This is a genomic window from Shouchella patagoniensis, assembly GCF_002019705.1.
Lineage (GTDB): Bacteria > Bacillota > Bacilli > Bacillales > Bacillaceae_D > Shouchella > Shouchella patagoniensis.
Window position 1 is genome coordinate 474,043 of the sequence record NZ_KV917377.1, and the last position, 13,742, is coordinate 487,784.

Annotated in this window: 17 protein-coding genes; 6 read left to right on the top strand and 11 right to left on the bottom strand. The window is 39.2% G+C overall.

What is annotated here, in order from left to right; all coding sequences use genetic code 11:
* Positions 1 to 25 precede the first annotated feature (25 nt).
* Positions 26 to 301 (top strand): hypothetical protein, encoded by a 276-nt coding sequence (locus tag BK584_RS02600; protein ID WP_078391142.1) that lies wholly within the window; start codon positions 26 to 28, stop codon positions 299 to 301.
* 187 nt (positions 302 to 488) lie between these two features.
* On the opposite strand, the gene BK584_RS02605 is transcribed toward BK584_RS02600, so the two are convergent.
* Genes BK584_RS02605 through BK584_RS02615 form a run of 3 tightly spaced genes read right to left on the bottom strand, consistent with a single transcriptional unit; the run spans position 489 to position 2,040 of the window.
* Complete coding sequence (locus BK584_RS02605; RefSeq protein WP_078391143.1) at positions 489 to 902, bottom strand: methylglyoxal synthase; 414 nt, start codon at positions 900 to 902, stop codon at positions 489 to 491.
* 11 nt (positions 903 to 913) lie between these two features.
* Positions 914 to 1,714 (bottom strand): 4-hydroxy-tetrahydrodipicolinate reductase, encoded by an 801-nt coding sequence (gene dapB, locus BK584_RS02610; RefSeq protein ID WP_078391144.1) that lies wholly within the window; start codon positions 1,712 to 1,714, stop codon positions 914 to 916.
* On the bottom strand, positions 1,711 to 2,040 hold the full coding sequence (locus BK584_RS02615; RefSeq protein WP_078395362.1) for a nucleotide pyrophosphohydrolase: 330 nt from the start codon (positions 2,038 to 2,040) through the stop codon (positions 1,711 to 1,713). Before BK584_RS02615 ends, dapB begins: the two co-directional genes overlap by 4 nt.
* Positions 2,041 to 2,193: 153 nt before the next feature.
* Here BK584_RS02615 and BK584_RS02620 point away from each other — a divergent pair, with 153 nt between their 5' ends.
* The 4 genes from BK584_RS02620 to BK584_RS02635 all read left to right on the top strand — a co-directional run bounded on the left by BK584_RS02620 (position 2,194) and on the right by BK584_RS02635 (position 6,488).
* Positions 2,194 to 3,060, top strand: a complete 867-nt coding sequence (locus BK584_RS02620) for a YitT family protein (protein ID WP_078391145.1) — start codon at positions 2,194 to 2,196, stop codon at positions 3,058 to 3,060.
* A gap of 274 nt (positions 3,061 to 3,334) precedes the next feature.
* Positions 3,335 to 4,612: an ABC transporter substrate-binding protein gene (locus tag BK584_RS02625; protein ID WP_078391146.1), complete on the top strand. Its 1,278-nt coding sequence runs from the start codon at positions 3,335 to 3,337 to the stop codon at positions 4,610 to 4,612.
* A 100-nt stretch (positions 4,613 to 4,712) separates the two neighbouring features.
* Positions 4,713 to 5,576: a carbohydrate ABC transporter permease gene (locus BK584_RS02630; protein ID WP_078391147.1), complete on the top strand. Its 864-nt coding sequence runs from the start codon at positions 4,713 to 4,715 to the stop codon at positions 5,574 to 5,576.
* A 21-nt stretch (positions 5,577 to 5,597) separates the two neighbouring features.
* Positions 5,598 to 6,488 (top strand): carbohydrate ABC transporter permease, encoded by an 891-nt coding sequence (locus tag BK584_RS02635; protein WP_078391148.1) that lies wholly within the window; start codon positions 5,598 to 5,600, stop codon positions 6,486 to 6,488.
* Positions 6,489 to 6,519: 31 nt separating this feature from the next.
* Here the strand turns inward: BK584_RS02635 and BK584_RS02640 are convergent, their stop codons facing one another.
* On the bottom strand, positions 6,520 to 7,728 hold the full coding sequence (locus tag BK584_RS02640) for a Bcr/CflA family efflux MFS transporter (protein WP_078391149.1): 1,209 nt from the start codon (positions 7,726 to 7,728) through the stop codon (positions 6,520 to 6,522).
* A gap of 245 nt (positions 7,729 to 7,973) precedes the next feature.
* Between BK584_RS02640 and BK584_RS02645 the strand changes: the two genes are divergently transcribed.
* Complete coding sequence (locus tag BK584_RS02645; protein WP_078391150.1) at positions 7,974 to 8,705, top strand: ZIP family metal transporter; 732 nt, start codon at positions 7,974 to 7,976, stop codon at positions 8,703 to 8,705.
* A gap of 84 nt (positions 8,706 to 8,789) precedes the next feature.
* Here the strand turns inward: BK584_RS02645 and BK584_RS02650 are convergent, their stop codons facing one another.
* The 7 genes from BK584_RS02650 to BK584_RS02680 all read right to left on the bottom strand — a co-directional run bounded on the left by BK584_RS02650 (position 8,790) and on the right by BK584_RS02680 (position 13,680).
* Complete coding sequence (locus tag BK584_RS02650) at positions 8,790 to 9,491, bottom strand: zinc metallopeptidase (RefSeq protein ID WP_078391151.1); 702 nt, start codon at positions 9,489 to 9,491, stop codon at positions 8,790 to 8,792.
* 100 nt (positions 9,492 to 9,591) lie between these two features.
* Complete coding sequence (gene ypjB, locus BK584_RS02655; RefSeq protein ID WP_078391152.1) at positions 9,592 to 10,365, bottom strand: sporulation protein YpjB; 774 nt, start codon at positions 10,363 to 10,365, stop codon at positions 9,592 to 9,594.
* A 53-nt stretch (positions 10,366 to 10,418) separates the two neighbouring features.
* Positions 10,419 to 11,021: a DUF1405 domain-containing protein gene (locus BK584_RS02660; RefSeq protein ID WP_078391153.1), complete on the bottom strand. Its 603-nt coding sequence runs from the start codon at positions 11,019 to 11,021 to the stop codon at positions 10,419 to 10,421.
* 70 nt (positions 11,022 to 11,091) lie between these two features.
* Positions 11,092 to 11,874, bottom strand: a complete 783-nt coding sequence (locus BK584_RS02665; protein ID WP_078391154.1) for a menaquinol-cytochrome c reductase cytochrome b/c subunit — start codon at positions 11,872 to 11,874, stop codon at positions 11,092 to 11,094.
* A gap of 35 nt (positions 11,875 to 11,909) precedes the next feature.
* Positions 11,910 to 12,581, bottom strand: a complete 672-nt coding sequence (qcrB, locus tag BK584_RS02670) for a menaquinol-cytochrome c reductase cytochrome b subunit (protein ID WP_078391155.1) — start codon at positions 12,579 to 12,581, stop codon at positions 11,910 to 11,912.
* A 14-nt stretch (positions 12,582 to 12,595) separates the two neighbouring features.
* On the bottom strand, positions 12,596 to 13,087 hold the full coding sequence (locus BK584_RS02675) for a Rieske (2Fe-2S) protein (RefSeq protein ID WP_078391156.1): 492 nt from the start codon (positions 13,085 to 13,087) through the stop codon (positions 12,596 to 12,598).
* Between the two features lie 125 nt (positions 13,088 to 13,212).
* Positions 13,213 to 13,680, bottom strand: a complete 468-nt coding sequence (locus BK584_RS02680) for a YpiF family protein (RefSeq protein WP_078391157.1) — start codon at positions 13,678 to 13,680, stop codon at positions 13,213 to 13,215.
* Positions 13,681 to 13,742: the final 62 nt, after the last annotated feature.

Sequence of the window (13,742 nt, forward strand, 5' to 3'; positions counted from 1 at the left end):
AGACAACGTCTCAAAGGATAACGATATGGACTACCCTACAATACATACAAATATTTGGGGTGGATTAATTGCGATTCCTACTGTCGTGCTTTTTACGCAATTGACAAAAACAATCTTGCACCTTAAACCATCATATGTCCTGACTGTCCCAACGTTGTTTGGCCTTGCCATATCTATTTTTATTAGCCACCCTCATAACTTATCCTCTGGAATCTTTATGGGCTTTCTTTACGGGGGCGCAGCAGTTGGTATGCACGCATCTCTCACCACCACCTGGTGGGCGTTTCGAAACAAATCGTAGTTGATCAGAAATTGGAACTCGTTTCAAAGATCTAGTAACTCGTTCTCTTTATCCTATAAACAAATGATTTTCCTTTATTCTGAATATCGTTTGGCTACTCATTTCGTTCTTTTATTATCGTTTATCATTGCTACTTTCATATGCTTTATTCTCGTACAAATAAAAGGAAGCCAAAATGGCTTCCTTCTTAGAGGCTTTGTTCTTGCTCATGAACAATTTTACGAAAAGCAAAATCTCCTCGTTCTAAGCCCTTAATTAACACTTCCGCAGTGCCCATATTCGTTGCTAAAGGAACTTGCTGCACATCACATAATCGTATTAATGCAGTCACGTCCGGTTCATGTGGTTGTGCTGTCAAAGGATCACGTAAAAAAACAATTAAATCAAACTGATTCTCTGCAACAAGCGCCCCAATTTGCTGATCACCACCAAGTGGACCAGATTTAAAGCGTGTGACAGTGAGATTTGTCGCTTCCATAATTCGCTTACCTGTTGTTCCAGTACCAAATAATTCATGATTAATTAGAATCGGTTCGTAGGCAACACAGAAATCAACCATTTCCTTTTTCTTTCTATCATGAGCAATCAATGCTATTTTCATCTGTTCACTCCCTAGTCAATTAAATGTTCGAGACCATACACGAGCGTATCTAACTTTAAAACTTGCTCAACCGCCAATTTAACACCTGGCATAAAGCTTTTTCGATTCAAAGAATCATGTTTAATCGACAGCGTCTGTCCCTCTCCCCCAAATAGAACTTCTTGATGAGCGACTCTGCCTGGCAAACGAACGCTATGAATACGCATCCCTTCAAAATCAGCTCCTCTTGCTCCTTTTAATTCTTCTCGTTCAGCTTCATGACCTTGCTTTTTTTCAGACCTCACATTAGATATAAGCTGAGCGGTTTTTAAAGCGGTCCCCGATGGAGCATCTAATTTTTTATCATGATGCTGTTCAATGATTTCCACATCGGTCATATACTTTGCTGCTTGAGAAGCAAATTTCATCATCAAAATTGCTCCTATAGCAAAGTTAGGGGCAATAATAGCACCTAGCTCTTTCTTCTCTGCTTGCTTCGTTAAAGAAGCGATATCCTCATCACTAAACCCTGTTGTACCAACAACAGGACGCACATCATGTTGAAATGCAATTTCCATATGCTTTTTACCAAAACTAGGAGTCGTTAAATCAATAAGGACATCCGGTTGATGTTCAGAGAAACAAAGAGCCATATCTGTATAAACGGGAACACTTATGTCACCAAAACCAGCTAAATCTTTTAATTGTAATCCTTCATTTTTAGAATCCACAACAGCGACTAACGTGAGCTTCTCATCTTCTACACAAAGTTGTACCGCTTCTCTTCCCATATTCCCTCTTGGTCCTGCAATAACAATTCGAGTTTGTTTCATGATGTCTCGTCTCCTTCATCTATTTTCGTCCATCGATTCGCATCTCTTGTTTGAAATTTATCCATAACGAGATCATGCGCTTGTTCTAAATCAATATGTAATGAATTAGCAAAACAAATTAATACAAACAGCATGTCCCCTACTTCTTGTTCAATTGCTTTTTCTTTTTCAGTTGTTTTTTTAGGTTTTTCACCATATGTATGGTTTACTTCTCGGGCTAGTTCTCCTAATTCTTCTGTCATACGGGCAAGCATCGCTAAAGGACTGAAATACCCCTCTTTAAACTGGCTAATATACGCATCAACCTCTTGTTGCATCTCGTTCATTGTTTTTGGTTCAGACAACTGTTAGCACTTCCTTTCTCTCTTCTATCGTAGCGAAAAGCAGCACGTAGCGCAATTTAAATCTACACACAATATTTCTTTTTTTCCTGAACTTGAGTACACTAAGAAAGCAGATTGGCGAAAGGAGGAACACGAATGGGACGTCATGTGAAAAATATTATTTTTATTGTTCTTGGCACCGCTTTAATGGCCTTTGGTCTAGTCTATTTTAATATGCGTCATAGCCTTGCCGACGGGGGCGTCACAGGCATTACATTGCTTTTATTTTTTCTGTTTCAATTGAATCCAGCGCTATCAAACATTCTTATTAATATCCCGCTCTTTTTTATTGGCTGGCGTTTACTCGGACGCATTACATTTATTTATACATTGATTGGTACGATTAGTCTCTCCGTCTTTTTAGATTTGTTCCAACGTATATCCATTTCCATTGATTTAAGAGACGATTTAATGCTTGCTGCATTATTTGCTGGAGCCATTGTAGGCGTTGGCCTCGGACTCGTTTTTCGATTTGGTGGTACAACAGGAGGGGCAGACATTCTCGCCAAATTATGTTTACGTTATTTTGGTTGGAGTATTGGTCGGACTTTCTTAGTCTTTGATTCTTGCGTCATTGCTATCTCTCTCCTTTATCTTGATTTACGCGAAGCTATGTATACAATTGTTTACGTTTTTATTGCTGCAAAAGTAATTGATTTTATCCAACAAGGTTCTTATTCAGCAAAAGCAGCTTTTGTGATTTCAGACTCTATTCCGGAAATATCGGCGGCTATTTTAAAAGAAATGGGTCGAGGTGCAACAACCTTACAAGGACGAGGAACCTTTACAGGTAACGAAAAAGAAATTTTATACTGTGTCGTTGCTCGTAATGAAACGGTTCGATTACGATCGATTGTTCATCGCATAGACCCCCATGCATTTATGGCGATTAATGATGTAACTGAAGCCGCGGGTGAAGGGTTTACACTCGACGACAATAAACAACCTATTCGATTGGACTAAAAATAAAGTAAGTTTAACCCGTCTCTCTAGTTCATGGTCCTAAACGTTATACTTTGGTTGAAAAATGAAGCAACTTCCAACTCCAATTGAACCCAAAGATACCTCTGAGTTTCTATTTCAGAGGTATTTTGTTTACAGTCTGAGTTGTATTCCTTTTTTACAAAAACTGAATACAGGAACAATAAAAAAGATTGACTATTTAACAAACTTTAACTATCATTGGTAGTAACAATATGAATTTGTTATGATAAATTGCATTAAGGGGGGCTTCACAATGAAAAAATGTACTCGCTTACTTTGTATTCCTTTTGGTCTAGCAATTACCCTTTCCGCCTGTAGCAACGAGGATGCTAGCACTCCAACTTCTGACTCTTCTGGTTCTAACAACAATGAAGAGACAATTGAACTACGAGTTGTGACAACAATGGCTGGTACGGACCCAGGAGGATTAGCATTTAATGAGTTGATTGAAGATTTCCAAAATGAAAACGATCACATTAGCATCATAAATGAATCACAATCTGCTGATGCAGGTGTCATTCGAACAAAGGTCAATACAGACTTTTCTTCTAATAATGAGCCAGATTTAATGTTTTACTTTAATACAGTCGATGCACAGGGCATTATTGATCAAGGATTAGTCATCGATTTAGAAAAGGCTGAAGATCTTAATTTAGAAGGCTTTCACGAATTAATGTATGAACAACAACGAAATGAAAATGGTGGTCTTTATGCTGTTCCACAATCGGGATTTTATGAAGCATTATTTGTAAACGAAGCATTATTTGAAGAACACGGAGTTGAACTACCAACCACATGGGAGTTATACGAAGAAGCGATTCGCGCTTTTGCTGAAACGGACATTATTCCAGTTGCGGTCTCAACTGAAGATTCGTATTACCTTGTTGAACATTATATTTTAGCTGCTGGTGGCATTGAAAACTTTCGTGCAGAGTTGTCCGAACAAGACGAGGCATGGGCAGAAGGTCTAGATAAAATTGCCGAGCACGCTGAGATGGGTGCATTCCCAGTTGATGCAGCAACAATTGATTTAGGAGCTTCTGCTCAATTATTCCATTCTGAACAAGCCGCGATGTTATTTGAAGGTTCATGGGCTTATGGAGGCATGAGTGATGCAGGAATTGCCGATAACGTCCGCCCATATTATATGCCTGTATATGGGGATGGTGGCGAAACAGGTGATTTAGTTGGTGGTGCATCACAAGGTTGGTTTATTAGTACAAAAGCATATGAAGACGATTCCAAACATGATGCAGTTGTTGATTTCTTTAACTTTATTACGTCAGAAGAATCAATTGTCAAAATTGCAGATGCAACGATGCAAGTACCAGCAAAAGGCTCTTTATCGGAATTACCGGAAACAGTTGCATCCGGTCATGCTCTTTCAGAAGAAGCAACAGGGGTTGAAGCACCAATAAATGACCGTATTTATCCAGAAGCATTTACACATATTCGTCAAAGCGTCCCTGAAATTGTAAACGGATCCAAAACAGGCGCTCAAGTCATTGAGGAAGCAGCAGAACTCGAATAATTTATCTTATTTATAAAGAATTGGCATCATCTTTGTTTTCAGCTTTGCCACTTATTTTGGCAAGGCTGCCTTTTTTATCATTGTGGAAAGGAGCATGTACATGAAAAGCGATAAGTTGTATGCATTTCTTTTTTTAGCACCCGCTGTTGCAATTACAGCAGTGTTCCTGTATTACCCTTTTTTCGATAATATAAGACAAAGCTTTTATCGGACAGACGGCTTCTTTAATTCAACTTTTATTGGGCTTGAAAATTATCGACGTTTACTAGAAGATGATATTGCTCTTGGGGCAACGTTAAATTCTCTAGAGTTAATGCTTTATGTATCCATTTTCCAGGTAGGTATTGCTCTCGCTCTTGCCGTTATGGTTGATTCAATAAGACATGGCGTTCGTTTTTTTAGAACCACGTTCTTCTTTCCAGTTGTTATTTCTGGAGCGGCGATTGGCTTATTGTTTACTTTAATTTATAACTACAACAATGGTCTTTTAAATGAAATCCTTGTTCGACTTGGTTTGGAGCGTGTGCTCTGGTTAACCGAGCAGTCTTCTCTCTATATGGTTGCAATTCCAACAATTTGGAGTTACGTCGGATTTTACTTCATTATTCTTTTAACTGCTATTTCAAAAATTCCGGCAGATTATTATGAGGCCGCTAAGTTAGAAGGCATTAACGGTTTTCAAAAAACAATAAAAATCACATTACCGCTTATTGTAACAGATATGAAAACGTGTTTAATTTTAGCCATTACCGGCGCTTTAAAAATATTCGAACTTGTTTATATTATTACTAGAGGAGGTCCAGCACGCTCTTCAGAGGTTCTTGGTACATATATGTATCAAAAAGCATTTGTCGATTCTGCAGTTGGCTACGGAGCCACTCTTGCTATACTTATGGTTATTATTGGCCTCTCTCTTGCGTTAATAACAAACATTTTGTTAAAGCGGGACGATGTTACGTATTAAAGATTGGAAGGTGATAGAGCCATGGCCGAATTAAACCGCAAACAATCAGAACGATTAACTTTTTGGGAAACCTTTCAATCAGGATTGATGAAAGCAAAAATTGGTCGAATCATCATTTATACAATTCTCAGTATCTGGGCTGTTTCAACTATTTTCCCTCTACTTTGGGTCGTTTTAAATTCATTTAAACCTTCTCAAGAAATTATTAATGCAACATTTAAACTACCAACAAATCCAACAATCGAAAATTACACAAATGCTTTTAATACAATTAATATCGGACAAAGTTACATAAACAGCTTTATCATGTCAGGTTCCGTCGTTTTTTTCACCCTTTTGTTTGGGGGCATTGCTGCTTTTGCCATGTCAAGAATGAGATTCAAACTCCGGGCAATGTTGCAAATTGCACTAGTCATGAGTCTTTTAATTCCGGCTTTCGCAACAATTGTTCCAGTTTACAGGATGATGATTGATCTTAACCTTGTTAATACGTATTGGGGGCTAATCATTCCGCAAACGGCTGGTAATTTACCATTTGCCGTCTTAGTCATTAGCGGTTATATGGCGACGATTCCAAAGGAACTTGAAGAAGCTTCTGTGATGGATGGTTGCAACCGCTTGTCAATGTACTTACGCGTCTTTTTGCCCATTTCTCTTCCTTCATTCGGAACTGTTGCTACTTTTGTTTTTCTCTGGTCTTACAATGATCTCTTTTCTTCTCTCATTTTTGTGGAGCATGAGAGCGTTCGACCAATCGTTGTCTTACTTTCTCAAGTTAGTTCTCAATACGGAACCGATTATGGCTTGATGACAACAGCAATTACAATGACGGTTATTCCAATAGTATTATTCTATTTGCTGGCACAAAAGACATTTGAAAAAGGAGCCACTTCAGGCTCAGTTAAAGGATAAAAAGAAACAAGCCGTGGGCTTGTTTCTTTTTTTATGCCAAATGTGAGTCTTCTTTTTTTGTTAAACACACGCATGCTAAAAGAGCGAACAAACTAGTAATAAACATAATTGTCGCCATCGGAATAGCCGTCTGCTCATTAAGCCCAACCAAAGGAGCCACACCGGCTCCAATAAGCAGAGGCAACATACCTAACATCGCACTCGCGCTTCCCGCTCTATGGCTCTGATTTGCAATCCCTAGCGAAAATGATGTTGTTGTTATCATCCCCATTGATATCATATACACAAAGATTGACGCAACAATTGTCCATAGAGGTCCTTGAACAAGCGCCATCAAAAATAGCACAAAAGTGGCGATACTCGCAATTAGCACCCCTGTTTTTAAGAAACTTCTTTCATGTATAATCCCTGCATAGCGTCCTACTAAGAATGTACCTAAAATGATTGCTAAGCCATTAATTCCAAATAAGACTCCATATACTTGTTCGTTTACTCCGTATATTCCTTGATATACAAAAGGCGTTCCTGCAACGTAAGCAAAACTACCACCATGCCCTAAGCCCAATGTAAGGGCATAACCGACAAATGAACGATCCTTCACTAAGTCTTTAAATGTAATGAAAGTCTTTAATACTGAGCCTTTTACTCGTTTCTCCGGAGGTAATGTTTCCTTTAATTTCCAACTCGCGACTAAAACGATCATCAAGCCTAAAAAGGCTAAAAAATAAAAGATTGTACTCCAGCTTGCACCAGGCATAAGCAAAATTGCTCCACCTGCCATTGGTGCAAGCATTGGTGCAACCGCATTAATAACCATTAGTAGCGCAAAAAACTTTGTCAACTCATGGCCAGAAAATGTATCACGAACGACAGCACGAGATACAACAATTCCAGCAGCTGCTGTAAAACCTTGTAAAAACCTTCCGATTATTAATGTGGTTATATTTGGTGACAGTGCACATAAAATCGATGCTCCCGCAAACAGCACAATCGAAAAAAGTAACGGTTTCTTGCGTCCCATCGAATCACTTATCGGTCCAACTACCAACTGTCCGACAGCGAGTCCGATTAAACAAGTCGTCAAACTTAACTGGACAAGTGAGGCACGGGCATTTAAATCATCAGCAATTTGCAAGAAACTAGGCAAGTACATATCAATATTTAATGGTCCAAGTACAGCGAGCATTCCTAGCAAAAAAGCTAATGCAACCCTTTCTTTCCCTGTAGGATTTTTAGTCATTTTTCGTTCTCCCATTTTTAAATAGTAACCGTATAAGTCTACGCTACATCAATAAAACTGTCCAGTCTTTTACAGTGTTTCGCAACGTTTATTCAATCATATGCTATTATGGTAATTGAAATTAAATGCACTCATTTTGAAATCACTTTAGCATTGTTAGCATAAGATAGAAGACCACTTTACAAAAACTTGGGGCGTGATCAAATGAAAACAAATAAAACAACCACTAAGCGTGGTGAAGGTTTTTGGAGCATTTACTAATTGGCTCAACTTTAGCCGCTTTAGCAACAGGCTTAGGCGCTTTACCGATTTTGTTTTTTAAAAACATCAACCATAAATGGCGCGATATTCTCCTTGCTTTTACAGCTGGTGTAATGGTTTCTGCCTCCATGCTAGAGTTGTTACCCGAGGCCCTTGCACTCTCAAATATCTATTTAACCGGTCTGGGACTAATCTTAGGTACATTTACGTTAACGCAACTTGAAAAACGAGTCCCTCATATCCATATCGAACATAAAACAAAAGCAATAGTAATTGATCGTAAAGCAGCACTTATCATTGCCGCTATTACCTTGCACAACCTGCCAGAAGGTCTTGCAGTTGGTGTAAGCTTCGCTAGTGAACAAGAAAGTATGGGTCCATTAATTGCACTAGCAATGGGCATTCAAAACATGCCAGAAGGCTTGCTTGTTGCATTATATTTAATCCAATCAAACATCGGTAAATTCAAAGCTTTTCTAATAGCCACCGCTACAGGAGCTGTAGAAATTGTAACCGCACTGCTTGGCTTTTGGCTTGCTTCTTATGTAGATTTTATTTTACCAGTTGGGCTTGCCTTCGCTGCAGGTGCAATGTTATTCATCGTCTATAAAGAACTCATTCCAGAGTCTCATGGAGATGGAAACGAAAAAAATTCGACTTTTTCCTTCATTTTTGGATTACTCGTCATGCTCACTCTCATTGATTTGTTTTCTTAAAGTGAATGAAACAAATTAAAAACTGCACATTCAATTGTCACGTGTATCAACAATCGTTGTGCAGTTTTTTCATTCATTTGGATATTAATCACGTTGAGACAAATAGATCAAAATAAATCTTGCCAGCTCAAGAACTGCGACTAGCGCTGCTGCTACATACGTCAATGCAGCTGCATCTAATACTTTTTTTGTTTCTCGTTCTTCGTTATTTTGAATAATCCCAGTTGAAACCATTTGTTCCATCGCTCTGCTTGATGCATTAAATTCAACAGGCAGTGTGACGACTTGAAACAGAACAGCGGCTGAAAAGAATATAATCCCCATTAGAAGTACAGGATTACCACCACCTGCAGCCCCTCCAACAGAAAAGAAAATACCCGCTATAATTAACCATTGCCCTAAATTACTTCCAATTGAAGCGACTGGAACAAGAGCACTACGCAATCTTAAGAACGAATAATCTTCTGCATCTTGTATTGCATGACCGACCTCATGTGCCGCAATTGCAGCCCCAGCAACGGATGGCTTATGGTAATTGTCAGATGACAAGCGAACAACCTTAGCTTTTGGATCGTAGTGATCACTCAGCTTCCCTTTTGTTTCTTCAACTTGAACATCATATATGCCATTGTCCTGTAAAATTTTCCTTGCAACTTCTGCTCCTGTCATCCCTGCCGTATTACGTATTTGTGAATACTTATTATACGCACGCTTCACTTTACCTTGTGCAAGCAACGGGATAAGAATGAGTAGAGCTAAATACACGAGATATGCGCCTAAACTCAAACAAATCACCTCATTCTTTACTGTTAAGCTAATAATAAAATAGAACGTCAAAGAAAGTCAAACATTCAAACTAGCAGTCACAAAATTGACACATTCTTCACTATTCTTTTGCCTTTACTTTTCTTTTTTCAGCTTGGTATTTCTTAAAGCCTACATAAGATAAAGAAATAAGAACAGGTCCGCCAACCGTTAACATGACCCAAAATAGCATGGGATCAGCGTTGTCTGCTTCACCATCTTGAAATAGTTGTTGATAAGAATCTCTCATCGTATCAATATGGTTCTCTGCTTGCTCCTCAGAATAGGACTGTTCCAATAAAAATGCATTATACGAATCAAATTTTGCAATATCCGTGTTCCCTAGATGAATTTGTAAGGCTGGACGCACTGTTGCATAAATAGATAAGAAAGCATTTAATTCATGCGACAATACTTGGCTATCTTTCACAGAAATAGCGTCCTCTACTGCATCAAGCGCCTCCATAAGTGATGGTTCCACATTCATCCATAATGGATAGCTACTATTGGTAAATGAATCAGCTGTAAGTCGAAATGCAGTAACACGGCGCAAACGCTCTTCAGCCGACATGTCTACTGCAGTTAATGCTTGCTCTGCATTTTCAAAGGCTGTTGTTAGTGTGCGCAAGGAAGACATTGTCCATTCTTGTGTAGTTAATTCATGGTCAATTAACTCATCCGCAAACAAGCTGATCAGCCGCTTCGCTTCATCATATCGCTCCTGTTTTGTTAGCTGCAATACTTGACCCGCTGTTTGATTTAATTCGATCCATGTATTGGCATCTTTTGCATAAACACTTTTCGGTAAAAAGACTATAGCAATACCAAGTATAACAAGCATCAACCATCGACGCATACCTGTCCCTCCTCTGTTCTTTTCATCCTATGAACAAGAGGACAAGAGTAGACCTAACTTGGCAATTTTAACCGCAGCGCTTTGTTACGAACATTTAACATATACACAGTCGCAACAGAAATTAATCCAAGAAAGAAAGTAAACCAGCCAATCTGATCTATGTAAGGCATAATTCGTTGGCTTAACCAAGGATGCATACCAAAGAAATAATCAATAAAATCATTATGTACTGTCCAAATGAATGCCACACCTAAATGCCACCTTTTTATTTTATAAAAAGGTGCAAATAACACTGCTTGAATTGCCATACCAGCATGAGATAAATTCAACATCCAAATCGTCCAATGCATCGGTGCACCTTCAAGAACTTGGAACGTATTCATGACCACGGCCCAGATACCGTATTTAATAAGCGTCACTGCCGCAAGAGCTTCAATGATTCCAAATTGCTTTCTAGCTAAAAATCCTACTAAAACAAATACAAAAAATAGGCTTGCTGTTGGACTATCCGGAACAAATAGGACAAATTGCCAAGGTGTTTGTTGCAATTGATCGCCATACCAAACAAATCCATAAATCGTGCCAATTACATTGACAAGTAACAATGCCCAAAGGCTCAAGCGATTCGTTAAGATTCCATACATGTAAGCTAGCATGAATAAGAGCCCCCTTTTACATTAAAAAACTGCTTTTTGCATATGCAAAAAGCAGTTATATTATAGCATATTACTCTGGTGCTTGGCCGTGGTTTGCGATGAATTCTGCTAAGATTTCAAGCTCTTCGTCAGAACCGTCAAACTGATCACCAGGCATTGCCCCTTGACCATTTATCACGATCTCAATTACTTCTTCAGGTGACTTTTCTGTTTCTAATAGACTAGGCGCTGCTGCGCCCCCAGCCATTTGATCGCCATGACATTGAATACATGAATCTTGCGTGGAATAAATCTCATATCCTTCTGCTTCCATGTCTATTTCAACATCTTCAGTAATCACGAGTTGACCTTGCTCAGCAGCTGCCTCCCAATCATGTTGGTCAACAGACTCCCATGTTAGAAAGATAACTGATGCGACACCAAGAAGCATTAAACCGGTTGCAATCGGTCGACGATGTGGCCGGCGTTCCTTTGATGTATCAAGCCAAGGAGCAAGTAATAAAGCTCCAAACGCAATACCAGGAATAACAACCGTTCCTACAATATTAAAAGCCCCAGATGCGAACTGATACTTAAGCAATTGGAACAAAAACAAGAAATACCAATCTGGAAGTGGTATGTATGCTTCAAGTGGATCTGCAATCGCTTCAAGTGGCGCTGGGTGGGCAACTGTCAAACAAAGGTAGCCCATTAAGAAAACAGCACCTACCATCCATTCGCGTAAAAGGAAGTTTGGCCAAAAGGCCTCAGTTTTACCAGGGTATTCCGAGTAGTCTTTCGGAACATTTGTTTTGCGGCCTTCGGATTTCACTCGCGAATCGCCAACAAACTTCATCCCTTTTCCTTTATGCATGGATTTCCCTCCTTCTCAATCAGATGATGTTTTTCTTATAGAGGTCCTGAGATCCCCTGTCTACGAATCATAATAAAGTGTGCACCAAGCAGACCTAATAGTGCAGCTGGTAAAAAGAACACATGAATAGCAAAGAATCGCGTTAACGTGGCCGCTCCAACGATGTCTCCACCAGCTAAAAGAGCTTTTGCGAAGTCTCCAATGATTGGAACACTTTCTGCAATTTCAAGTGTTACGACAGTTGCAAAATACGCTTTCATATCCCAAGGGAGTAAATAACCAGTTAAACCTAATGCAAGCATAACAAAGAAAATTAAAACACCAACAACCCAGTTTAACTCACGAGGTTTCTTATAAGACCCTGTAAAGAATACGCGTAGTGTATGTAAAAACATCATAACAATAACAAGACTAGCACCCCAATGGTGCATACCACGTACAATAACACCCATTGCAACATCATTTTGAAGAAAATAGACAGATGCATGGGCATTCACAATATCAGGCACATAATACATCGTTAAAAACATACCTGATAAAATTTGAATAACTGTAACAAAAAAAGTTAATCCACCGAAACAGTAGATGAACGCTGAAAAGTGATGAGCAGGGTTGACATGCTCTGGCACTTCATGATCAGCAATATCGCGCCACATTGGCGTAATATCGAGACGCTCGTCCACATAATCATAAATTTTTTGAAGCATTTCTCGCGCCCCTCCTAATCTCTTCGGTTCACCTGTCCGAGAAGTACTTTTCCATCCTCAACCATCACTTCAAACACGTCTAGTGGACGAGTTGGTGGCGTACCCGCGACATTTGTACCATCTTCTGTAAATCGACCACCATGGCATGGACATTGGAATTCACTCTCATCATCATTGTAGCCTACCGTACAGCCGAGATGCGTACATACTGAAGATAAAGCGATAACATCGTCTCCATCCAAATAAATATACGCTTCATGCTCAACCGTCGATTCATACCATGAATCAACTTGATTAAAACTCCAAGTAAATCGCTGTGGTGTGTCAGTTAAGTCATCATACTCACACACGTATTCCATTTCCGTTTCAGCGCCAGCCTTTAAAGCGGGGTCAAGGGCAAAACGAACCATTGGCATGAGCATGCCAGCAGCCATAAACCCTCCAACTCCTGTGAGCGTATACGATAAAAACTGCCGTCTTGATACTTTGTGCTCTCTCTCGCTCACTCCTAAACCTCCTTACAATTCAAAATCGACCAAGCCTTGCTTGGCATAGTAACTTTAATAATACTAGGACGTTACCATCATACTATAACCGCATACATTAAGCAATATAAGTTGGAATAGCGCTTTCAGGGATTTTTTTGCCAAACCGCTGTCAATAGGGGCAAAATCTGCTTCAATTGACCATTCATAACTTCTTTCCTGTTTTTCTGTTCAATATACTCTAGCGGTAAGGCTGGTACAAAAATTACTTGCATGTTTCCTACTTTGTCTTCAACTTGCTTCCATTTTGCATCAGACGTGACTAAGAAGAAATGTTTAAATGCAGATTGTTGCATGTCGTCTTGCCAGAGCAAAAGACGTTCTATCTTATCCTCCATTAACTCTGAAGCTGCATAAGAAAAAGCCGGGAATTGCATGATTCGCCCTCTAAATTGCCTTTCCATCTCTTCTGTTAGTGCAGTTGTAAACTCAACTGCTTGTGCAACCGTCTTTGCGTCTTGTTTCCATGTGGTTTCAATTAATGGAATAATTGCAGTATCTACATACTCGATTGACTGTAAATACGTATCAATATCCGATGTTTTAAAGCGCATTATTCATCCTCCTTTATCCTTTTTTAGTATAGCAAAAAAACAGAACCACTTGGTTCTGTTTT